Annotated in this window: 14 protein-coding genes; 6 read left to right on the top strand and 8 right to left on the bottom strand. The window is 54.7% G+C overall.

Going from position 1 to position 21,423, the window contains the following annotated elements:
• Positions 1-98: 98 nt before the first annotated feature.
• From B5F34_RS04015 to B5F34_RS04005, 3 genes are read right to left on the bottom strand one after another with little or no spacing between them, the layout of a single operon-like run.
• Entirely contained in the window at positions 99-1,199 is a 1,101-nt protein-coding gene (locus B5F34_RS04015) for an endonuclease/exonuclease/phosphatase family protein (RefSeq protein ID WP_087335310.1), read from the bottom strand.
• Positions 1,200-1,220: 21 nt separating this feature from the next.
• Positions 1,221-2,117 carry a rhomboid family intramembrane serine protease gene (locus B5F34_RS04010; protein WP_087335309.1) on the bottom strand — a complete coding sequence of 299 codons (897 nt, stop codon included), beginning with the start codon at positions 2,115-2,117 and terminating at the stop codon, positions 1,221-1,223.
• Positions 2,098-2,838 carry a rhomboid family intramembrane serine protease gene (locus B5F34_RS04005; protein WP_087335306.1) on the bottom strand — a complete coding sequence of 247 codons (741 nt, stop codon included), beginning with the start codon at positions 2,836-2,838 and terminating at the stop codon, positions 2,098-2,100. Before B5F34_RS04005 ends, B5F34_RS04010 begins: the two co-directional genes overlap by 20 nt.
• A 260-nt stretch (positions 2,839-3,098) precedes the next feature.
• Between B5F34_RS04005 and B5F34_RS04000 the strand changes: the two genes are divergently transcribed.
• Positions 3,099-3,365, top strand: coding sequence for an HU family DNA-binding protein (locus B5F34_RS04000; protein WP_087335400.1), 267 nt, complete (start codon positions 3,099-3,101; stop codon positions 3,363-3,365).
• Positions 3,366-3,498: 133 nt separating this feature from the next.
• On the opposite strand, the gene B5F34_RS03995 is transcribed toward B5F34_RS04000, so the two are convergent.
• The 5 genes from B5F34_RS03995 to B5F34_RS03975 all read right to left on the bottom strand — a co-directional run bounded on the left by B5F34_RS03995 (position 3,499) and on the right by B5F34_RS03975 (position 10,667).
• Positions 3,499-4,491 (bottom strand): Rpn family recombination-promoting nuclease/putative transposase, encoded by a 993-nt coding sequence (locus tag B5F34_RS03995; RefSeq protein ID WP_087335304.1) that lies wholly within the window; start codon positions 4,489-4,491, stop codon positions 3,499-3,501.
• Between the two features lie 21 nt (positions 4,492-4,512).
• Positions 4,513-5,613 (bottom strand): BF3164 family lipoprotein, encoded by a 1,101-nt coding sequence (locus tag B5F34_RS03990; protein ID WP_087335302.1) that lies wholly within the window; start codon positions 5,611-5,613, stop codon positions 4,513-4,515.
• Between the two features lie 201 nt (positions 5,614-5,814).
• Entirely contained in the window at positions 5,815-7,608 is a 1,794-nt protein-coding gene (argS, locus tag B5F34_RS03985; RefSeq protein ID WP_087335301.1) for an arginine--tRNA ligase, read from the bottom strand.
• A 717-nt stretch (positions 7,609-8,325) separates the two neighbouring features.
• Positions 8,326-9,288, bottom strand: coding sequence for a HAMP domain-containing sensor histidine kinase (locus tag B5F34_RS03980; RefSeq protein WP_087335299.1), 963 nt, complete (start codon positions 9,286-9,288; stop codon positions 8,326-8,328).
• Entirely contained in the window at positions 9,285-10,667 is a 1,383-nt protein-coding gene (locus B5F34_RS03975) for a sigma-54 dependent transcriptional regulator (protein ID WP_087335297.1), read from the bottom strand. The genes B5F34_RS03980 and B5F34_RS03975 overlap by 4 nt, the downstream gene beginning before the upstream one ends.
• Positions 10,668-10,884: 217 nt before the next feature.
• Between B5F34_RS03975 and B5F34_RS03970 the strand changes: the two genes are divergently transcribed.
• From B5F34_RS03970 to B5F34_RS03950, 5 genes are all read left to right on the top strand, one after another.
• Entirely contained in the window at positions 10,885-12,384 is a 1,500-nt protein-coding gene (locus tag B5F34_RS03970; RefSeq protein WP_087335295.1) for a TolC family protein, read from the top strand.
• Between the two features lie 57 nt (positions 12,385-12,441).
• Positions 12,442-13,695, top strand: a complete 1,254-nt coding sequence (locus B5F34_RS03965; RefSeq protein WP_087335293.1) for an HlyD family efflux transporter periplasmic adaptor subunit — start codon at positions 12,442-12,444, stop codon at positions 13,693-13,695.
• Positions 13,696-13,874: 179 nt separating this feature from the next.
• Positions 13,875-16,283, top strand: a complete 2,409-nt coding sequence (locus B5F34_RS03960) for an FtsX-like permease family protein (RefSeq protein WP_087335290.1) — start codon at positions 13,875-13,877, stop codon at positions 16,281-16,283.
• 54 nt (positions 16,284-16,337) lie between these two features.
• Positions 16,338-18,764, top strand: a complete 2,427-nt coding sequence (locus B5F34_RS03955) for an ABC transporter permease (RefSeq protein WP_087335289.1) — start codon at positions 16,338-16,340, stop codon at positions 18,762-18,764.
• Between the two features lie 205 nt (positions 18,765-18,969).
• Positions 18,970-21,417, top strand: coding sequence for an ABC transporter permease (locus B5F34_RS03950; RefSeq protein ID WP_087335287.1), 2,448 nt, complete (start codon positions 18,970-18,972; stop codon positions 21,415-21,417).
• Positions 21,418-21,423 lie beyond the last annotated feature (6 nt).

Raw genomic sequence — 21,423 nt, 5'->3', positions numbered from 1 at the left:
TTACTTTTAGTTTATTATGATTACTTGTTATATTAGTTTCTGCTGTTTACAAGGCTGCAAATATAGTTTTTTTTTCACAAATCTAACTTGTTGACACATTATTTTTTACCTGCTTTAGCCACGTGACATGCTATCGGATAGTGGTCGGAGTGCCGGATGGTGTGGTCTACCCGGCAGTTATAGGCTTTCAGTGCAGGGCTGACCAGCAGGTTGTCTATGCGGAAGTAGAATTTGTTGCGGTTGTAGGAGATACCCGGTCCGCAGCCCGATGTGCTGAATGCGTCCTTCAGCCCTTGGCAAGCTACGCGGTGGGCGTAGGAGATGGGCGAGTCGTTGAAATCGCCGCATACCACGATATACCGGTGTGAAGAGGTGGCTACGGTGCGTGCAATGGTGTCGGCTTGCGGGGCTCGGATGGCGGCGGCATTGGCCAATTTGCCTACTAAGTGTCGTATGCCCTTCTTCATTTTGTCTTTTTCCGGGTCGCGCAACAGGTCCTCGTACACTTCTTTGTCTTCCGGATTCAGTTTGTTGGACTCCAGGTGGTTGTTGATGAGGAGCAGCGTGTCTTTGCCCCACAGCAGTTCGTAAGCCACGGAACCGTTGCTGGCGCTGGCATATTTCAAGGGTTGCACCGACAGGATAGGCAGTTTGGAGTAGCAGGCAATGCGGTTGCCCTGGTTCTTTCCCACGGCGTCGATGCGGTGGTAGGGCCAGTCGGACAAGGCGCTTTCTATGTCCTGTTGTGAGGGATGTTTGTGGCTGCGTCCTGCGGCATATTCCTGCAGGCAGATGATGTCGGCGCCGCTTTCTTTCAGGTAGGTCAGAATGGGATTGTCTTTTCCCTTCGGCGTGCCGTCGCCAAAACCCATGATGTTGTAGGAAAGTACCTTGATGCTTCCGGAAGGCAACGTGTCGGTGCGGAAATGCAGTGGAAAGTAGGTTTGTGACTGCGGGATGCACAACAATAACCCCAGTAGCGGAAGCAAGGCACAGCGATATTGTTGGATAAGCACCCAGAAAAGCAGGAAGGCTATTTCTGTCAGCAGGAAGATGGGAAATGTCAGTCCCATGCAGGCCAGTACGGGGTGTCGCACGGGTTGTATCCACGGGCTGTAGGCTGCGGCCAGCAACAAGACCGTGAACAGCAGGTTCGCACCTAAAATGACCGCCACTACCAGTCTGCCCAGATGTTTCATGTCTTTCTTCCTTGCTGATTATTAGTGTTGACTGGCGTCGAACAGTCTTTTCTTTTCCTCTTCTGTCAGTCCGTCGTAGCCAGATTTCCTTACTTTGTCCAGAATGCGGTCTATTTCATCGTTTTGTGCCTTTTTGCGGGCGTTATAGTCATAGTCTTTCTGCCGGTCGGTGTTGGCACCATAGTGGATTTTCATTTTAGGTTTGCGGGGCCGTGGTCTGAATACTCCCGTCACCCAATCGGTTGCCCGGTTAATCCAGCGGGTCAGGTCGGCACCTTTGCTCAGGCTGGCAGCAAACCACAATCCGGCCAGCGCACCGCCCAGGTGTGCAATGTGTCCGCCGGCATTTTCGGCTGTGATAGCCAGCACATCCAGTCCGATGACAATCAGTGCCAGGTATTTCAGTCGTATGGTTCCGATAAAAAGCAGCCGTATGGGATAGTTGGGCTCGCGGTAGGCCGTAGCCGTTACGATGCCCAATACTGAGGCCGAGGCGCCCAGCAGGAACGAATAGTCGGTCATCGGCCAGAAGTAGGGAAAGATATTGTAAGCAATCATGTACAGTGCCCCTCCGCAGATGCCCGCCAGCAGGTAGAGCCCTTGCAAGTGCTTGGCCGAAAAGAACTGCAGGAACAAGGCGCCGAACCAATAGAGCCAGAGCATATTGAAGAGCAGGTGCAGCAAGTTGGCATGCAGGAACATGTAAGTCAGCAGCGACCAAGGCTGTATGGCAAGCCTTGGCAAAGAGGCGGGCAATTCGAACCAATTGAGCAGGCTTCCCGATGTCATGTTGAACAAACGCAGTACGATGCCCAATAGAGCAATCAGCACAAAAATGCCCGTATTGATGTAAATCAGCCGGATGTGTATGCTTCCCCGGCGGAAGTTTTCTTTCAGATCAGTTATAATAGTAGCCATCGTGATTGCCTTTATTGTTCTTTTTCCAATAGAGAATAAGGAAGAAACCGAATATCATGCCACCTAAATGAGCAAAGTGGGCCACGTTGTCGGCTGCATTGTTGGCTAAGCCTGCATAAAGTTCGATGACGGCATAGCCGATGACGAACCATTTGGCCTTGATTGGCATGGGCAGGGGGAAGATGAACATCCGTTCGTTAGGAAACAGCATGCCGAAAGCCAGCAGGATGCCATATACTGCTCCCGATGCACCTACCGTCGAGCTGTTCAGCGTCAGGTTCAGGTTGCCCATCACGGGATTCACGAAGTTCATGTTCTGCTGCAGGGCTTTACTGCCTTCATTCAGCACAGCCTCCACCATTTCTGGCGAAAGTCCTGCCTGCAGGGTGTAGTAGTGGATGCCCGTTACTGCCTCTTGGATAAGACCGGCGCCCACGCCGCATACTAAGTAATAGAACAGGAAGCGTTTCGGTCCCCATATTTGCTCCAGAATGCGGCCGAACATCCATACGGCGAACATGTTGAAGAACAGATGCAGGAAGCCTCCGTGCATAAACATATAGGTGATGAGCTGTGCCGCGTTGAACCGGTCGGAAAGGATGAAGTGCAGGCCCAGATACTCGCCCAGGTCGATGCCGTAGCGTTCGGCGGCCAGGGTAGCGAGGAACATCAGCACATTGATGATGAGTAGGTTTTTGGTGACAGTCGGTAGTGGGTTCATAAAAACATAAAAGGTTTATTTACATCTGTTCCCTTTGGGTCGGGCATGGTGCCTGCCTTGGGGTAGCGTCCGCAAAAGTACGAATAATTTCTGTTTTGCAACAGAAAAACGCGCCTTATTCCTTTATTTTCACTTGCCGCCTATTGTTTTTTAGTGTTTTTGTTTGGTATTCAGAATTATTGAACTATTTTTGTGCCATTATGTCTTTCTTCTACAGGAAGACAAGTTTGACCAAAATATTTATCTTAATACCATACATTATGAATAAGTCAGATTTAATCGGCGCTATGGCAGCCAAAACTGGTCTGTCAAAAGCAGACGCCAAAAAAGCATTGGATGCATTCATCCATTCAGTAACTTTCGCTATGAAAGGAGGGGACAAAGTCGTATTGGTAGGATTCGGCACATTCTACGTGTCTGAGCGTGCGGCCCGCATGGGGGTAAATCCTTCTACGCGGAAGCCCGTTGAGATTCCTGCCAAGAAAGTGGTGAAATTCAAACCCGGTACTGAGTTGACAGTGGACTGAGGTCAATAACCGCTTGTCGAGAAGGAAATGTGCAAAGCCGGAAAATCTTGCTGAAAATAGGGTAAGATTTCCCGGCTTTGTCTTGTCTTTTGAGATGCCGCCACAGGCATTTTCTCTATGGTATATACAGGGATTATAACGCTTGTATTTTGTCATAAGGAAGGCCGGTGATTTCTGCTATGTCTTCCAAGGCATAACCTTTGGCTTTCATGGCGCGGGCATTTCTTAGTCGCTCTTCTTCTCGTCCTTCTTCTCGTCCTTCTTCTAATCCTTCTTTACGTCCTTCTTCTAATCCTTTTTCTCGTCCTTCTTCTAATCCTTCTTTACGTCCTTCTTCTCGTCCTTCTTCTAACCCCTTTCTTCTGCCTTCTTCTAATCCCTGGGCCAGTCCTTCGGCTCTGCCTTTGGCCAGAGCTTCCCGGCGTGAACTGCTGATTTGCATCTTGGCTGTGCTCACCATGTCCCAGAATTTGTCGTATCCCAGCAATTGCGCATCGCTGAAGGCAGATTCTTCCAGTTGGGTGACGGCTTTGCTGATTTCCGGATTTTCCAGCAGTTCTTCGGGCACTTCGCGGGTTTTTTCGTTGATTTCCGTCAGGTAGCGGAGCCACAACACCTGCATTTTTCTGTCGCCGTAGTTCTTGGGTGTGAATTTGGGCAGTTCGATGAAGATAAAGCGCAGACCTTCGATGACTTGCTTGGTTTCGGCCACTTCCACAATCCGGTAGTCGTGGTAATAGTCTTCGCTGTCTGAGAAGGTGTCGTTTACCAAGTTCAGCGAGTAGACCGGCTGGAGCAGTTCGTAATCGCCTCCCCTTTCCAGTTGACTGACGTATGCCTTCGAGGCATTGAACAGTACGCGCTGTCTGTAGGCAGAGGTCCACATCATCTGCATTTCGACAATGAATTGGCGTCCTTGCCTGTCTTTGCAGCGCACATCTACGATGCTGTCTTTGCCCAAAGGATTATTGGGGACCAATTCGGGGTTGAGGTATTCCACCCACGTGATTTCTTCATCGGCAGATTCAAACGGCAGGAGCGCGTTTAAGAAGCTGATGATAAGGTCGGGATGTTCGCCGAACACTTTCTTGAAAGTGAGGTCGGCTTTGGGACTGAGGTATCTCATATTCTGGAGTTGTTTACGTTTTTACAGACTGTTTTTCCAGGAAGCCACCAATAGCTGGGGTTCGCCTTCTGCCTCCTGGCCGACGGCATAAAGTTTCTTCCCTTCTTCGTCCACCGCTATGCAGTGTACACTTTTATCCAAAATCCATTTGCCTGCCCAGTGACCTTCCATGTCCATAATCCGTACTTCGTTGACGATGCCTTCTTGGTTGTCCTTGGCTACTTTTCCGTCGAACAGCAGGTAGGCGTAGCGGTTGCTCAGGCTGATGTCCCAGAAACCCAGCCGTGTGTCGTCCGTCCAGATTACCCAAGCCGGGACAGCCCCCTGGGCCAGGTCATAGATGGGTTTAAAGTAATGCCTCGAGAAGATTTCCTGCGGGTCGTTGCTCCCGTCCAATGCGTATCCCTGCACGATGCCGCCGATGGATGTGGCAAGCACCAAATGCTTTTCGTCCGGGCTGACCTCCCAGTGCGCCTGCGCCATGATGTTCCAGCCTTCTTCCTCGCTGGCTATTTCCGGCACGGCCGGACAGGGCACGGAAGCGTTGCTGCCGCTCTTTGCCAGGAAAATTTTTTCCTCCGTCTCGCCGAGCGGGAATAGGTTGGTGTACAGAACTCCGTCGGATAAGGTCAGCGCATCGTTCTTTACCAGGTTGCCGATGCGGGGCAGGGGGATTTCCGTGACATAATCGGTGGCTCCGGACAAGAGTGAATCTATCTGGTAGAGAAAGACCTTGGATTTGGCTTTGTCCCAGTAGGAAATGCCTCCCCGGTGGTCGGGGTGTGCGTTGAAGGCAGGCGATATGACTTCGCCGGGACCTTCGCCTTTTTTTCCACCGCCTTTGATGAACTCACCGCTTTCTTTGTCAAACACATAGAACAGGTTGTCGCCACATTCGGCATCGGCCACCACCAGCGTATTGCCAATGACGAATATATCGCTGGGATAAGCCAGCGGAAAACTGTCGTTCAGGACTTGGAAGTGCAGTTCGCCTGCCACCGGGCAGTCCAGTGAATCGGTATACCCTTCTTGGGTCCGGCTGCACGAAAGCAGCAGAAAAGCCAACAGACAGCCTAAGAGGACCGGGGTGCCGCACGATGATTTCAGTTTGTAATACGTCATAGCTTTTTAATGTTTGTAGGTTAGATTAATAAGAGGAGTGGGTACCTGTCATTGGTAGCGAAGCCTGTAGGGCATGGCTCCTTTGGCTGTGCCAGAAGAAGATGTTTCGACCACGCTGCGCTCCGTTTACCATGACAGATGCCTCATTCTTCACTCTTCAAAAATAATATCATTCCACAACTTCCGTCTTCAATGTCCGGTTTACATACGTTCCGGCACTTCGATGCCCAGCAGGCCCATGCCCGACTTCACGATTTTTGCCACCTCGGCAGAGAGCACCAAGCGGAACAGACGGATGGCTTCGTTCTCTTCGCGCAGGATGCTGAAGTCGTGGTAGAACTGGTTGTATTCCTTCACCAGGTCGTAGCAGTAGTTGGCAATGAGCGAAGGGCTGTAGTCCGTGCCAGCCTGGCGCACCACAGCGGCAAAGTCGGCCAGCATCTGCACAAGACCTTCTTCTTTGGCGCTCAGTCCGATACCTTCGGGCAGACGTTCGGGCAGTGTGATGCCTGCCTCCTGTGCCTTGCGCAGCACGGAACGGATGCGGGCGTAGGTGTATTGGATGAAGGGCCCCGTGTTGCCGTTGAAGTCGATAGACTCCTTGGGGTTGAACGTCATGTTCTTGCGGGCATCCACCTTGAGGATGAAATACTTCAGCGCACCCAGTCCCACGATGCGGGCGATTTCTTCGGCCTCTTCAGGCGTCAGCCCGTCCAGCTTGCCCAGGTCGCCGCTGGTCTCGCGGGCGGTGGCTATCATTTCAGCCATGAGGTCGTCGGCATCCACCACGGTACCCTCGCGGCTTTTCATCTTGCCCTCAGGCAGTTCCACCATGCCGTAAGAGAAGTGCACCAGGCTCTTTCCCCATTCGAAGCCGAGGCGGTCCAGCAAAATGCTGAGCACCTGGAAGTGGTAGTTCTGCTCGTTGCCCACCACATAAATCATCTTGTCGATGGGATAGTCCGAGAAGCGTTGCTCGGCAGTGCCGATGTCTTGCGTCATGTACACCGATGTGCCGTCGGAGCGGAGCAGCAGCTTGTGGTCCAGTCCCTCACCCGTAAGGTCGGCCCACACCGAGCCGTCTTCCTTGCGGTAGAACAGTCCCTTCTCCAATCCCTCCAGCACTTTCTTTTTGCCTTCGAGGTAGGTTTCAGATTCGTAGTAAATCTTGTCGAAGCTGACCCCCATCATGCGGTAGGTCTCGTCGAAACCGGCATATACCCAGTCGTTCATCTTCTTCCAGAGGGCACGCACTTCGGGGTCGCCGGCTTCCCATTTCACCAGCATTTCGCGGGCTTCCTTCATTAGCGGGGCGTTGGCTTCGGCTTCTTCCTTGGTCTGTCCCTGTTCCATCAGCTGGGCCACTTCGGCCTTGTAGTGCTTGTCGAAAGCCACGTAGTAGTCGCCGATGAGGTGGTCGCCCTTCTTGCCGCTGGATTCGGGTGTTTCGCCGTTGCCGTATTTCAGCCAGGCCAGCATGGACTTGCAGATGTGTATGCCGCGGTCGTTGACGATGTTGGTCTTCACCACGCGGTTGCCGTTGGCTGCGATGATGTTGGCCAGTGCGTTGCCTAAGAGGTTGTTGCGCACATGTCCCAGATGGAGGGGCTTGTTGGTGTTGGGCGAAGAATATTCAATCATCACTAAGGGCGACTCCGGCGTGGCGGCGGTCAGTCCGTAGCGGTCGTCGGCATGGATGTCGTCCAGCAGTTCAATCCAGGCAGACGGTGCCACCGTGAGGTTCAGGAAACCCTTGATGACGTTGTAGGCAGCCACGGCAGGTTCGTTTGCCTTGAGGTATTCGCCGATTTCCTGTGCGGTCTGTTCGGGTCCTTTGCGCGACATGCGCAGGAAAGGGAAGACCACCAGCGTGAGGTGTCCTTCAAATTCTTTCTTCGTTTTCTGCAACTGCACCTGGGCGGCGGCTACGTCCTGCCCGTAGAGTGCTTTCAAGCCGTCCACAACGGCCTTGGTCAGTTTTTCTTCAATCTTCATGGGTCGATACGTGTTATTTTTTCTTTGGCTGCAAAGATACGATAAAGAAACGAGACGGAGCGAATATCGGGAGAAGAATCGACATTCTGCTCTGTTGTGCTGCAAAGGTAGACTTTTTCTGCGACACCCACTGGGGGATGACAGGCATTTTGTACCACAAAATAACGCAGTCTCCTTCCTCCGCAGGCAAACGGCCTGCGTCTTCGGTTCCCCGGCGGCGGGGAACCTTTGAGGAGGGGATTCTCGTGTTGTGTAGTGTTGTGTAGTGTTGTGTAGTGTGTGTACCAAAGTGCACCAAAACTGCGTTTTTTGAGCGAAAAAGTATCCCGTTGAGGTGCAACCGGATACTTTTGGGTGTTTCCCGGATACCGAAACATTCTTCATTTCTCGTTCTCGGATGCTGTTTTCTGACCCATATTGAGACGATGTTTGTCTTCTTGTTTTGAGTGCGGAGTTCGAGAGGACTGGCAGTCGGCTGCGAATACCGCTGCAATTGCCTTCGAATAGCTTAAGAGTTGATGTATAATAACTTATCCTGAAAAATGCAACAAATGCACCTGCGATGCAACAGAAATGCAACAAAAATGCACTTGCGATGCACCAACAAATGCAACAAATGCACCGCGTATGCAACATGGACTAAGAAAAAAAAATCGTATATCGCGCGCGAGGACTCTGTATCCGTCCGGTTTGTGTATCTTTTTTTCTGGTCTGCCGTTAGAACAGCAGCGTGAAGCAACTCCCTTGCCCCACTGCAGACTGCAACGTGATGTTTCCCCCGTGCCGGTTCATAATCTGGCGGCAGAGACTCAGTCCGATGCCCGAACCGCTGGGTTTGGTGGTGAAGAAAGGCACGAACACCTTGTCCTGTACGTCGGGCAGAATGCCCTCGCCGTTGTCGCGCACGTAGATGAGGCATTCCCACGAGAGGGCAGTGGCGGTTCCTATTTCGATGGACGGCTCCTTCACCCTGGCACATGCCTCGCGTGCGTTCTTGATGAGGTTAATGAGCACCTGCTCCACTTGGGCGCGGTCGATGTGCAGGGTGATGTCTTCGGCAGGGACGTGGATGTGGATATAAGGTTCAGGATAGAGTTTGCATAGGTCGGTCAGCAGTTCACGCACAGAGACCGGGCGGCGTACCGGGGCAGGCAGGCGGGTGAGTTTGCGGTAGTTTTCTACAAACTCCAGCAGTCCCTTGCTGCGGCGGCAGATGGTGCGCATGCCTTGCTGCATCACGGCGTAGTTGTGCTCGTTCACCTCGCGCTCGCTCAGCGTTTCGCTCAGTGAGAGGATGGGTGTGATGGAGTTCATGATTTCGTGGGTCAGCACGCGGATGAGCTTTTGCCAGGCCTCCATCTCATTGCGCTCCAGCACTCGGGTCCGGAAATTCTTCATGGCTTCCGACAGTTCGTCGGCCATCTCCTCCATAGGACGGTTGTGGTAGGGTGAGCGGAAAGAAAGCATCATGTCGTCGTGGCGCAGGCTTTCTGCCAAGCGGCGCATCATGCGCATCTGTACCATCTGCATCCGGTAGAGGTGGACGGCAGTGGCCAGCAGCAGCAAGCCTACCGTGGCTGCGCAAAACCACAACCGGTGAATGACCAGCAGATAAACTCCTATCGCCAGCAGGGCAATGCCTGCCACGTGGAGCATGACGGTGATGGAATAACGTTTCATAATCCTAATTTTTCTATTTTCCGATAGAGGGCAAAGCGGGTGATGCCCAAATACTCTGCCGCCCGTGTCATGTTTCCGTTGCTCAGGCGCATGGCCCGTTCGATGGCCTGGCGTTCCAGCTGTTCCAAGTTCAGGGTCTCGTTTTCCTGGTTTTTATGCGATGCGCGCGGTTCGGCAGCCTGCAACAGAAAGTTTTCCGGTCGGAGCAGCGAGCCGTCTCCCAACAGCACGGCGCGCTCCATGGTGTGCTGCAGTTCGCGCACGTTGCCGGGCCAGGCATATTTCAATAGTTTGTTTTTGGCTTCGCGCGTCAATCCCCGCATTTCCTTCTGGTATTTGCGGGCATAGCGTTGCAGGAAATGTTCGGCCAGCAGGAGAATGTCATTTCCCCGTTCGCGCAAAGGCGGGATATGCAGTTCGATGGTGTTGATGCGGTAGAGCAGGTCCTGGCGGAACTGCCCTTCCTCTACCAAGTGCCGGATATCGGCATTGGTGGCACAGATGAGCCGTACATCAATGGGGGTAGTCTGCGTACTGCCCAACCGGGTGATTTGCCTCTTTTCGATGGCAGTCAGCAGTTTGGCTTGCATCGGCAGCGAGAGGTTGCCTATCTCGTCCAAGAAGAGCGTGCCGCCCGTGGCAGCTTCCATACGTCCGGCTTTGGACTTGCGGGCATCGGTGAAGGCACCTTTTTCGTAGCCGAAGAGTTCGCTTTCAAACAACTGTTCGGGGATGCTGCCCAGGTCGATGGTGACGAAAGGCTTGCCGCATCGGGGCGAATGCCGGTAAAGCATCCGGGCTATGATGTCTTTGCCGGTGCCGTTTTCGCCCAGTATGAGAATGTTGGCATCGGCTTCCCGCAATTTTTCTACGGTGGCGAAAATCTGTCGCATGGATTCCGATTCTCCGATGACCGTTTCTTCGGGACCTCCGCCTGCCGGTCCGCTCAGCACTTCCACCTGCTCTTTCAGCAGATTCACTTCGCAGCGGGAGCGGCGCAGCTTTATGCCCGACGAAAGGGTGGCGAGCAGTTTTTCTTTCTCCCAGGGCTTGGGTATGAAGTCGGTGGCACCGGCCTTGATGGCCCGCACGGCTTTGTCGGTGTCGGCATAGGCGGTCATGAAGATGACCACGGCCTGCGGGTCGATGCGCAGAATCTGTTTCAGACTGTCGAAGCCTTCCTGCCCGCTCACTACGTCGCGGCTGAAGTTCATGTCCAGCAGGATGAGATCGGGGTGGAATGTGCGCATGAAGTGCTCGATGCGTTCCGGACTGACGGCCACCTTGATTTTCTCCGCGTAGGGCTCCAGCAGCAGATTGAGTGCGAAGAGCACGTCTTCGTTGTCGTCGATGATAAGAATTTTACCGAGTTGTTCCATAAGCAAAAGTGCGATTTCGGGAGAAACTGTATGTTATGATTATTCTTGGCGGCAAAGATACGGATAATATTCATGTGTTGTGCGTGCGGTTCTGCACGTTTTTTGTGCGGTTCTGCACACTTTTCTGCCGGTTCCTTGCACGGTAATATGCTGTACCTAAGTGATTTGTTCGTTTGGCACGGTTTTTGAAACCCGGATAGGAAAAAAAAGATTGCTTATGAGAATAAAACTTCTTTGGCTGGCTTTGCTATGCGGACTGTCGGGCGTTCCGGCGGCTCACGGACAGGTGCTTGCTCTCACCTTGGAACAAACCATCGAGCGGGCACGCAACTTGTCGCCCGATGCGCAAAGTGCCCGCCATGCTTTCCGTTCGGCCTATTGGAACTATCGCTATTACCGGGCGAACTATCTGCCGGCCCTTACCTTGACTTCCTCCCCCTACCTGGACCGTGCCATTAACCGGATTACCATGAGCGACGGGTCGGTACGCTTTGTGGAGCAGAATCTGTTGAGTACCGACCTCACGCTGAGTCTCACCCAGAACATTCCACTGACAGGCGGCACGCTCTTTCTGGAAACCTCGGCCCAGCGGCTCGACATGTTCAGTGACCATTCCTCGTCGTGGCAGACTTCGCCCGTGACTATCGGCTACCGGCAGAGCCTCTTCGGCTATAACAGCCTGAAGTGGGACAAACGCATTGAACCGGTGCGCTACCAGGAGGCACGGAAGACCTACGTGGAAACGCTGGAACTGGTAGCTGCATCGGCCACGCAAAAGTTTTTCGACCTGGCCACCGCGCAGAGCAACCTGGAGATTGCCACCACCAACTATGCCCATGCTGATACTCTTTATACTTATGCCAAGGGACGTTACGACATCGGTACCATCAGCGAGAATGAGATGCTTCAGCTGGAAATCAACAAACTGACCGAGGAGGCCAACTGCATGAACGCCCGCATTGAGGTGGAGAATTGCATGCAGGAGTTGCGTTCTTATCTGGGCATACGGGAAGACGTGGATTTGCAGGTGAAACTGAACGACTCTATTCCCTCTTTCATCGTCAACCTGAACGAAGCTCTCTTGCTGGCCAATACCAACAGCCCCGACATCCTGAACATGCAGCGCCGCAAGTTGGAGAGCGAGAGCAGCGTGGCCAGTGCACGTGCCAATGCCGGATTGAAGGCCGACATTTACCTGCGCTTCGGACTGACTCAGACGGGAGATAAATTCCGCGAGGCTTACCGCGACCCTTTGAACCAGCAGTATGTCAGCCTGAGCATCTCGTTACCTATCCTGGATTGGGGACGCGGCAAGGGGCAGGTGCGCGTGGCACGCTCCAACCGTGACCTGGTCCATACGCAGGTGGAGCAGGACAGAACCGACTTTCAACTCAATGTGCGCAAACTGGTGAAGCAGTTTAACCTGCAGTCGCAGCGGGTACACATCGCGGCACGCACCGACCATACCGCCCAGCGCAGGGCCGAGGTGGCGCGCAAACTCTATCTGCTGGGCAAATCCACCGTGCTCGACTTGAATGCCTCTATCAGCGAAAAAGACTCGGCACGGCGCAATTACATCAATGCCCTCTACGAGTATTGGAGTCTGTTCTATACCTTGCGCAGCCTCACGCTCTACGATTTCGAGCACGGTCAGCCCCTGGAGGAAAGATTGGAGGATTTACTGGTAGATACCTCTTATCGTGGCGTTTCCCCATAACAGCAGGCACCGCCTTCTCTATTAACCAACTATCATTAACCATTATTCATTACATTCATGGACATACAATTGGAAAAGAAACCGTGGTATATACGTTATCGTTATTATCTGCTGGGTGGGGTTGCCTTTCTGGCTTTGCTCATCTATGTTGTCATCTTGTCGTTGGGACCGCGCCGTCTGCGTGTTTCTATGGAAGACATACAAATTTGCGAAGTGAAGAACGACAATTTCCTGGAATACGTCGATGTTGAAGGGCTTGTACAGCCCATCCTCACCATCCTGGTCAATGCCGGTGAGGCAGGCAGCGTGCAGCGTATTGTGGCCGAAGAAGGAAGTCTGCTGCAGCAGGGAGATACCATCCTCGTGCTGGAGAACCCCGAACTGTTGCGTAACATCGAAGACCAGCGCGACGAGTGGGAGAAGCAGCTCATCACTTACCAGGAGAAAGAAATCGAAATGGAGCAGCAACGCATCACCCTCCAAAAACAGGCCCTGCAGACCGAATATGAACTGGAGAGCTTGCGCAAGACGTTCCAATTGGACAAGGAAGAATATGGCATGGGCGTCAAGAGCAAGGCGCAGTTGGAGGTGGCCGAAGCCGAATACCGCTTCAAGCTGGAGACCGCCCGCCTGGAGCGCGAGAGTCTGCGACATGACTCGGCTGTCAATATCATCCGTCGCGACCTGTTGCGAGGCGACCGGGAGCGTGAACGCAAGAAGTATGAGCGTGCCAGAAAAAGACTGGACGACCTGGTAGTGACGGCTCCCGTGAGCGGACAACTGAGCTTTGTCAAGGTGGTGCCCGGACAGCAGGTGTCCGCTGCCGAGAACATCGCCGAGGTGAAGGTACTGGACCAGTACAAGATACACACCGCCCTGAGTGAGTATTATATCGACCGCGTCACTACCGGATTACCTGCTTCCATCACCTACCAGGGGCATCGCTATCCACTGCGTGTGTCGAAGGTGGTGCCCGAGGTGAAGGACCGCACGTTCGATGTCGACCTGGTCTTCACTACCGATTCCCTGCCGGATAATGTGCGTGTGGGCAAGAGTTTCCGCGTGCAGATAGAACTGGGACAGCCCGAAGAAGCATTGGTCATCCGTCGCGGTGACTTCTACCAAAGCACGGCCGGGCAGTGGATATATAAGTTGAATGCCGACCGTACCCGTGCCCGGCGTGTCCCTTTGACTATCGGACGACAAAATCCGCAACAATATGAAGTAACCGACGGTTTGCAGCCCGGCGATTGGGTAATTACCACAGGATATGATACCTTTGGCGAGGCGGAGGAACTTGTGATTAAGTAATTGAGAATTGAGAATTAAGAATTGAGAAATAGAGAATGGAGAAATTGGGAATGAGGAACTAAGCATGAAGAAAGAAAAGCAGAGTGGGCGCCTACGCAAGGACAAGAAGTTTCCCGCGCATGTTTGATTCTCAATTTCTCAATTCTTAATTCTCAATTCTCAATTTAAAAAGTTTGCTTATGAAAACCTTGAAATATGCGGCCCGCCATCTGGCGCGTGCCAAGTCTTATACGATAATCAATGTGGTCGGGCTGGCCCTAAGCCTGGGATGCTGCATCATGTTGACGCGATACCTGCACCGCGAGTACACAGTGGATACGCACTGTATTGACCGCGAACACATTGTAGTCCCCCTGCGGGATGTAGCGGGTAATGTTTCCCCTACCCTCATAAACAGCAGCTGGGTCAATCCGGATACAGTCTATATTTCCGACAGTCAGGTGCTGGAGCGATGCCGGTTTATCCTGAACCAGAACGACAATGTGTTGCAGGGCGACCGGAGTTTCCAGGCCAATGTGTTGGTGACAGATTCTGTGTTCTTTCGTCTTTTCCGTTATCCTGTGCGGGCAGGCAAGGCGGCGCTGGAAACACCTACCGACGTGGTGCTGACCGAGGATTGTGCCCGCCGGCTTTTCGGCCGTGAGAATCCCGTGGGGCAGGTGCTGAGCTACTGTGGCGAGACGGCAACGGTGCGCGGCGTCATCGGGCAGCCGGTCTGTAAGACGACGTTCGATTTCGACATGGTGGTGGCTGGCGGCCTGAGCGAACATTGGTCGCGGATGCCTGCCGAACTGATTCATGTGTTGCCGTCTGTAGATTTGCAGGCCATCAACCGCCATGCCCGTGTCTATCGTGAGGAGAAACTGCCCGAAGGCGCGATTGGCATGCAGGGGAACAAATCGGTGCGTTACCACTTCCTGACCTTGCGCGAGTTCTATTTCGACCAGACTTCTGCCGATGAAGAAAACGTCCTTATGCGCAGGCAAGGCAACCAACGTGCCTTATATCTGTTCATGGGCGTGGTGGTGCTTCTCTTATTGGTGGGAATGCTCAACTTCATCAATATCTACATGGTGCTGATGATGAAGCGCAGCAAGGAGTATGGCATCAAGAAGGTGTTCGGCCTGCAACGTCTGCCCCTGTTCCTGCAGATTTATGCCGAAAACTTCCTGCTCTGCGCCGGGGCGTTGATATTGGCATGGGCATTGGTGGAGATCGGGCAGCCCGTGCTGAACCGACAAGTGGGTGAAACCATCGGTTATACAACTTTTGACACATGGCTTTCCGTAGTTTTCCTTTTTCTCTTTCCTCTGCTTACGTCGGCCTATCCCTATCTGCGCTATAATTACCGTCCACCCATGCTTTCGCTCCGCACCATTGGTACGGCCCGTCAGTCGGTGGCGGTGCGGATGGTTTTCCTTTTCATGCAATATCTGGTGACGTTGCTGTTGGTGGTGCTCTCTGTCTATTTCGTCCAACAACTGCGTTTGTGGATGGACATGCCACCGGGGTTTCGCACGGAAGGCATCGTGTATGCCGACCTCAGCCGCGAAAGAAGAAACCACCGGTCGCTGGGTGAGGTGGAAGAGCGGGCAGAGTATGCCCGTCAGCAGGAAGTGTCGCACCGCATCGAAGCTTGCCCGTACATCGACAAGAAACTGGTTATCAGCGATGTCGATGTGTTGTCCCAAGGCTATATCTCCACGCTGCACAACGACCGTGGCAAGGAAGTGGCTGTGACGGTGTTCTTTGTCCCGGCCGGGTTCTTCGAGTTTTACGACATCCCTGTGCTGGAGGGAAGTGTAGAATGGCAAGGCTCAGACTTTCAGATGGTGCTCAACCGCCGGGCCATGGAACTATTTGGCTACACGAGTCGCGAAGAGGCTTTCGTGCGCAGCGAGACGCCCCTGTGGATGTCTTACTCGGCGTTTGGCATCGAGGAAGGTGGCACGCAACTGATGCCCGTCAGCGCGGTGGTAGAGAACTACTGTGCCGGACATCTTTCGTGTGGCGTGCAGCCTATGGCATTCTTGATGGGTGGACCCGACTACGGCAACAAGTGGGCGCTGTCCGTCGTTCCGGGACGCGAACGTGACCTGATGAATTATCTGCGTGAGACGGCGCAGGAAGCCTATCACACCGATGAGTTCTCGTTCACCCACCTTTCCGACCTGGTGGCCGGGATTTATGCCGACGACCGCCGCGTAGCCTACATCTGTACCGCCTTTGCGCTGATTGCCATCCTGGTGTCCTGTCTGGGACTGCTGGGCGTGTCGCTCTTCGACATCCGTCAGCGTTACCGTGAGATAGCCATCCGCAAGGTGAACGGTGCCAAGCATCGAGACCTCTACCGTCTGCTCTTCCGCAAGTATGCCATCGTGCTGGGTACGGCATTTGTTGGGTCGGTGCCGTTAGGCTGGTACATCGTCTATCGTTATACGGCAGACTATGTGGTGAAAGCGCCGTTGCAGATTTGGATATTTGTTGTGGCCCTGCTGTTGGTGGTGTTGCTGTCGTGGAGCATGTTGTGGTGGCAAATCCGCCAGGCTGCCTCTGCCAATCCGGTGGATTCGCTTAAAAGGGAGTGAGTTTTAGAGAATGAAGAACTAAGAAAGAAGAAATAAGAGTAAGAATTAAATATTATGTTTGTGCACTATCTGAAGATTGCCGTCCGGCAACTGCTAAAGTACCGGACGCAGAACCTGATTAGCATCGTGGGGCTGGGCGTGTGCCTGCTCTGCTTCAGCATCAGCCTCTATGTGGGACGATTTATCCTGGCTACGGACAGTTGCTTTGAGAATCGCGACCGCATGGCCGAACTGCATCTGACATCGGCAAGTGGCGAGACTTTTGCGGGCACGCCCGCTCCGTTGCCTCTCCGTCTGCGGCAGATGCAATGGGATGAGGTGGAGGCGATGACCTTCGTTGCCTATCCGGGCGAACGTTCCTTCCGCATCGAAGTGCAGGAAGGGGAGTTCTTCCCCTTTGCTCCGCTGATATGCTTGGAGACGGACAGCTGCTTCCGGCAAGTCTTCGGTCCGGATATTGTGGCGGGCACGTGGCAGGCGGCGGTGCGGACGCCCAATGCCGTGGTGCTGACCGAAAGCGTGGCACGGCGCATCTTTGGCGACAACCTGTCCGACGCCATCGGGAGGCAGCTGGAGACAACCCTGAAACTGCCTTTCTCTCAGAAACGGGGCGGTGTCATTTATACCGTGCAGGCTGTCATGGCCGACCTGCCCCGCAACAACAGCCTGAACTTCATGCGCCCCATCGACATGCTGGTGCTGAACGACAGCGACGGTCTGCTGCAATGGGAGGGCAACGCCGAGATGACCGGCGGCTCCACCTATGCCTTGTTGCGCCGGGGAGGGAAGGCCTTGCAGGATTTGGAGGAGAGTTTCCGCCGTGCCGGGGTGAAATACAGTCTTTACAACGAGGAATTTGAGGTGTCTGTATGGCCACCTTCCAAAGGCTTCTGGAAATATTCCGTGGCAAGCTATATGTTGGGCGTGGCGTTGGCGCTGGGCGTGCTGGTGCTCGTGGTGGGGTTGCTCAATTTCTTCTATTTCCAGATTGGCTCCTTCCTCAACCGCAGCCGCGAGTACAGCCTGCGGCGCGTGCTGGGCGGCAATGTCAGGCAACTGTTGGCACAACTGTTCGTGCAGGCAGCGCTGGTGGTGTTGCTGGCGTTCCTGCTGACGTTCTGCTTTATCGAGGCACTGACTCCCTTGCTGCGTTTCTCGCTGATGGAGTGGGAACTGGTGGTTGACGCTTCGGTGCTGCATTGGCAGTGTGTCCAATACCTGCTGTGTGTGCTGGTTCTGAGTCTGCTGGTCTGCGCCTTCACGGTGATGCGGGCACGGCGTGCGACCTTGCAGAACGGTTTGCGCGGCCAAAGCGTGCGGAGCCGCCACCGGATGCGTACCGCCATGCTCGGTGTGCAGTATTTCATTTGCTGGATATTTATCACCTTGGCAGCCGCCCTCTACCTGCAGGCCGACAGGACCACGTCGGCTCTGTTCGGCACGCTGACCAACCGTGAGAAGGCCGACATCCTGAGCATCTCCCTCGACTATTCTTTCCTGAAAAATGCCGACAAGCTGGCCTTGGTGGAACGCATGAAGCAACATGCCGGTGTGGCCGACTGCCTGCTGGCCGATGTTGCCTACACGCGCGGTGTCTCCGGCAACATGCTTTATACCGCCCCGCCCGACGACGAGAACAAACGCGAGATATACGTCAATCTGCTTAGCGTGCCGCAGAACTTCTTCGAATTCATGCACATCCCCTTGGTGCAAGGCCGTGCCCCGGAGAACAGCGGTGAAATCGTGGTGGACAAGCTGTTTGAAGACGACATGCTGGCCGAACGCCGCGAAAGCCTGATGGGTGTTGCGCTCTATGACTACCGGAGCAGCTATGCCGTGTCCGGCGTCTGCGCCCCGTTGGTGGCCAATGTTTACCGGAGGGGCAACCAGCCCGGCTTCTTCAGCGGCTTTGCCTTCTTGCCTTTGGACTCCAACAATTACGTGGGGCACTGCTACCTGAAGTGCCATCCGGGGCAGACGGATGACGTGCGGGAGTATGTGACGGCACTGCTGGCAGAAACCCTGCCCTATACCGTCCGTCCGGAAGTGGGTACCCTGCTGGCCGACGTGGAGGAGATGCAGGGCATAGAGAGCAAGCTGAAAGGGGTGGTGCTGTTCTTAGCCGTAGTGTGCGTGGTCATTACTCTGCTGGGTGTGTATGCCGCCATTACGCTCGACACCGAGCGGCGTCGCAAGGAGGTAGCCATCCGCAAGGTCAACGGAGCGGGTGTCCGTCATATATTCTTGTTGTTTGCCCGCGTGTATTTGTGGACGTTGGGCATTACCTTCCTGCTCGCTCTGCCGCTGCTCGTCTTGCTGTTGCAACAATGGAGCCAGCTGTATGCCGTGTTCTTCGGTGCCGGACCGTTGTTCTGGCTGGGCATCCTGCTGTTTGTCGCGCTGGTCACGGCACTGACGGTGGTGTTCCGCATCGGGAAGATAGCGCGGGTGAACCCGGCAGAGGCGATAAAGACGGAGTGAGGGGAGCGATGGATGACAACCGTCGGTCTGAAGAAAAGCGTTACCCGTTCATGCCTCTTTCCAAGCGCTATGGAGCAGATTGCTTCGCGATAGGAAGCGGGCTGCAAAGCGATAGGAGACTGTCTGTGGCAGGAAGTCCTGTCGGAATGGGGAGTGTGAAGAAATCGTAAACGAAAAGCATTGCAAATTAAAAACGAAAGAGAATATGTTACTACATTACCTGAAAGTCGCCGTCCGGCAACTGCTGAAATATCGGACGCAAAACCTGATAAGCATCGTGGGGCTGGGCGTGTGTCTGCTCTGCTTCAGCATCTGCTTCTATGTGGGACGGTTCATCCTGACCACGGACCGCTGTTTTGAGAACCGCGACCGCATTGCGGACGTCCAGCTGGAGAACGAATTCGGCGAACCCTACGGCAGTGCCCACATCCCGCTGGCGCACCGCCTGGCCGCGCAACTCCCGCCGGGGGTAGAGGCCGTCACCTATGTGAACGTCTCGGAAAAACGTGATTACACGCTGACGCTGCCTTCGGGCAAAGAACTGCCCTACCTGGCATTGGCCACGCTGGAGGTGGATAGCAGTTTCCAGCGGGTGTTCGGCGCGGAGGTGCTGGCGGGTTCGTGGGAGACCGCGTCGCGTACACCCAATGCCGTCATCCTGACCGAACGGATGGCCAAACGCCTGTTCGACCATCCGTCCGAGGCCATCGGGTGCCGCATGTTGCTGACCAACGCTCAGCAGGTGGCCCGTTCCGGCGGGGCGCAGGCATCGGGCAACGTGGCGTACAGCGTGCAGGCCGTGGTGAAGGACCTTCCCGTCAACAACACCCTGACGGGAATGCGCCCCATGGATTTGTTGGTGATGAACGACGAGCTGAGCTACTTGTACATGTTCCGTGAGGCCGACTATATATTGAGCGGGCAGTTGTTTGCTTTGCTCCGTCCCGGTTTCTCGCCGGCGCAACTCAGCGACCACTTCCGCCAGGAGAACCTGAAGATGCTGATGGGCCGTGACGAAAGACCGGTGACGGCTGTGCCTTTCGGCCAGGTGTTCTGGCAGGAAAGCCCCTATCTGATATTTGCCGGCATCGCCCTGGCGCTGGGCGTACTCATCCTGCTGGTGGGACTGCTCAATTTCTTCAGCTTCACCTGCGGCTCCTACCTCAACCGCCTGCGCGAATACTCGCTGCGCCGCGTATCGGGCAGTCGCGGGTGGCAATTGCTGGGCCTGCTCTTCACCCAGGCGGGGCTGACGGTGCTGCTGGCTTTCCTGGTCACGGCCTGCCTGGTGGAGTTAGGGTCTCCCTACCTGCACATCCAGCTCGAAAGTTTCAGCCTGGAGGTGGATAAGGGGATGTTGATGGCACATTGTGCGCAATACCTGGCGGCAGTCTTGCTACTGACCTTAGTTATCTGCGCCGGTACGGTGGCCTACGCCTGTCGCCTCCCCATCCAAGCCGGCATCCGGGGCACGGGCCGCACGCGCCGGAGCGGCAAGCATGGCGTGCGCAACACCCTGCTGGCCGTGCAGTTCTTTGCCTGCTGGCTGTTCGTGGCTCTCTCCGTGTCCCTTTACTTGCAGACGAACACGGTCACTTCCGTCATGTTCAACAACCTGACCGAGACGCAGAAGGAAGAAATCCTGAGCATTCCCATGCACTACTCCTTCATGTCGATGGCAGATAAGCTGGCCTTGGTGGAACGCATGAAGCAACATGCCGGCGTGGAAGACTGCCTGCTGGCCGAAGAGGCCTATACCGACAACCAGTGGCGCACGGGACTGAGTCTGGACAAGTGGGAGAGCGAAAAACTGCGGCTTGACTTGTATTACCGCAAGGTTGCCCCGAACTTCTTCCACTTTATGAACCTGCGCATCCGGCAGGGACGGGAACTGCGCGATACGACCGACATCGTGGTCGACCAGAAGCTGGCCGAGAGTCTCACCAGCCTGACACAGAAGGAACCTTGCGGCACGGTCCTCTATCCGTGGGTCGAAGGACCGGTCACCGTGTGCGGCGTGTCCGACATGTTGACCACCACGGCCTATGCGTCTCCGTGGGAACGGGAGCCCATAAAGGGCACTTTCTACCGGTACGCAGATTACAGTCGCAATTTCGGTCACTGTTATCTGAGGTGCCGTCCCGGCCAGGCAGAAGCCGTGCGCAGCCACGTGACCGCCATTCTGGAGGAAACCTTCCCGCCCAGCATCCATGCCGAGGTGCGCACCTTGCTGCAAGACTTGGAGAAAGAATGCCAGATGGAAGTCAGCCTGCGCGGCATCGTCCTGTTCTTCGCCATCGTGTGCATCGTGGTTACCCTGCTGGGCGTCTATGCCGCCATCACGCTCGATACTGAGCGGCGTCGCAAGGAGGTGGCCATCCGCAAGGTCAACGGCGCGGGCCGGAGGCAGATATTCAGCCTCTTTGCCCGGATGTACGGCTGGCTGCTGGTGGGTACGGCGGTGGTGGCATTCCCGCTCATCTATCTCATCTTGCAGGAGTGGCAGACGGCCTACGTGGCCTTCTTCAGCTATGGTCCGCTGTTCTGGCTGGGCATCTTCTTAGCCGTTACGTTGGTTACGGCGCTGACGGTGGTGTTCCGTATCGCGAAGGTGGCGCGGGTGAACCCGGCAGAAGCCATCAAGGCTGAATGAGAAATT

It is taken from the genome of Mediterranea sp. An20, assembly GCF_002160055.1.
GTDB lineage: Bacteria > Bacteroidota > Bacteroidia > Bacteroidales > Bacteroidaceae > Bacteroides > Bacteroides avicola.
Note: the sequence above shows the minus strand (reverse complement) of the source record. Positions and strands in the feature narration are given on the sequence as shown.

Excerpts from the sequence above, each read along its gene's own strand:
- B5F34_RS04015 (WP_087335310.1), bottom strand. The coding sequence starts at position 1,199 with ATGAAACATCTGGGCAGACTGGTAGTGGCGGTCATTTTAGGTGCGAAC.
- B5F34_RS04010 (WP_087335309.1), bottom strand. The coding sequence starts at position 2,117 with ATGGCTACTATTATAACTGATCTGAAAGAAAACTTCCGCCGGGGAAGC.
- B5F34_RS04005 (WP_087335306.1), bottom strand. The coding sequence starts at position 2,838 with ATGAACCCACTACCGACTGTCACCAAAAACCTACTCATCATCAATGTG.
- B5F34_RS04000 (WP_087335400.1), top strand. The coding sequence starts at position 3,099 with ATGAATAAGTCAGATTTAATCGGCGCTATGGCAGCCAAAACTGGTCTG.
- B5F34_RS03995 (WP_087335304.1), bottom strand. The coding sequence starts at position 4,491 with ATGAGATACCTCAGTCCCAAAGCCGACCTCACTTTCAAGAAAGTGTTC.
- B5F34_RS03990 (WP_087335302.1), bottom strand. The coding sequence starts at position 5,613 with ATGACGTATTACAAACTGAAATCATCGTGCGGCACCCCGGTCCTCTTA.
- argS (WP_087335301.1), bottom strand. The coding sequence starts at position 7,608 with ATGAAGATTGAAGAAAAACTGACCAAGGCCGTTGTGGACGGCTTGAAA.
- B5F34_RS03980 (WP_087335299.1), bottom strand. The coding sequence starts at position 9,288 with ATGAAACGTTATTCCATCACCGTCATGCTCCACGTGGCAGGCATTGCC.
- B5F34_RS03975 (WP_087335297.1), bottom strand. The coding sequence starts at position 10,667 with ATGGAACAACTCGGTAAAATTCTTATCATCGACGACAACGAAGACGTG.
- B5F34_RS03970 (WP_087335295.1), top strand. The coding sequence starts at position 10,885 with ATGAGAATAAAACTTCTTTGGCTGGCTTTGCTATGCGGACTGTCGGGC.
- B5F34_RS03965 (WP_087335293.1), top strand. The coding sequence starts at position 12,442 with ATGGACATACAATTGGAAAAGAAACCGTGGTATATACGTTATCGTTAT.
- B5F34_RS03960 (WP_087335290.1), top strand. The coding sequence starts at position 13,875 with ATGAAAACCTTGAAATATGCGGCCCGCCATCTGGCGCGTGCCAAGTCT.
- B5F34_RS03955 (WP_087335289.1), top strand. The coding sequence starts at position 16,338 with ATGTTTGTGCACTATCTGAAGATTGCCGTCCGGCAACTGCTAAAGTAC.
- B5F34_RS03950 (WP_087335287.1), top strand. The coding sequence starts at position 18,970 with ATGTTACTACATTACCTGAAAGTCGCCGTCCGGCAACTGCTGAAATAT.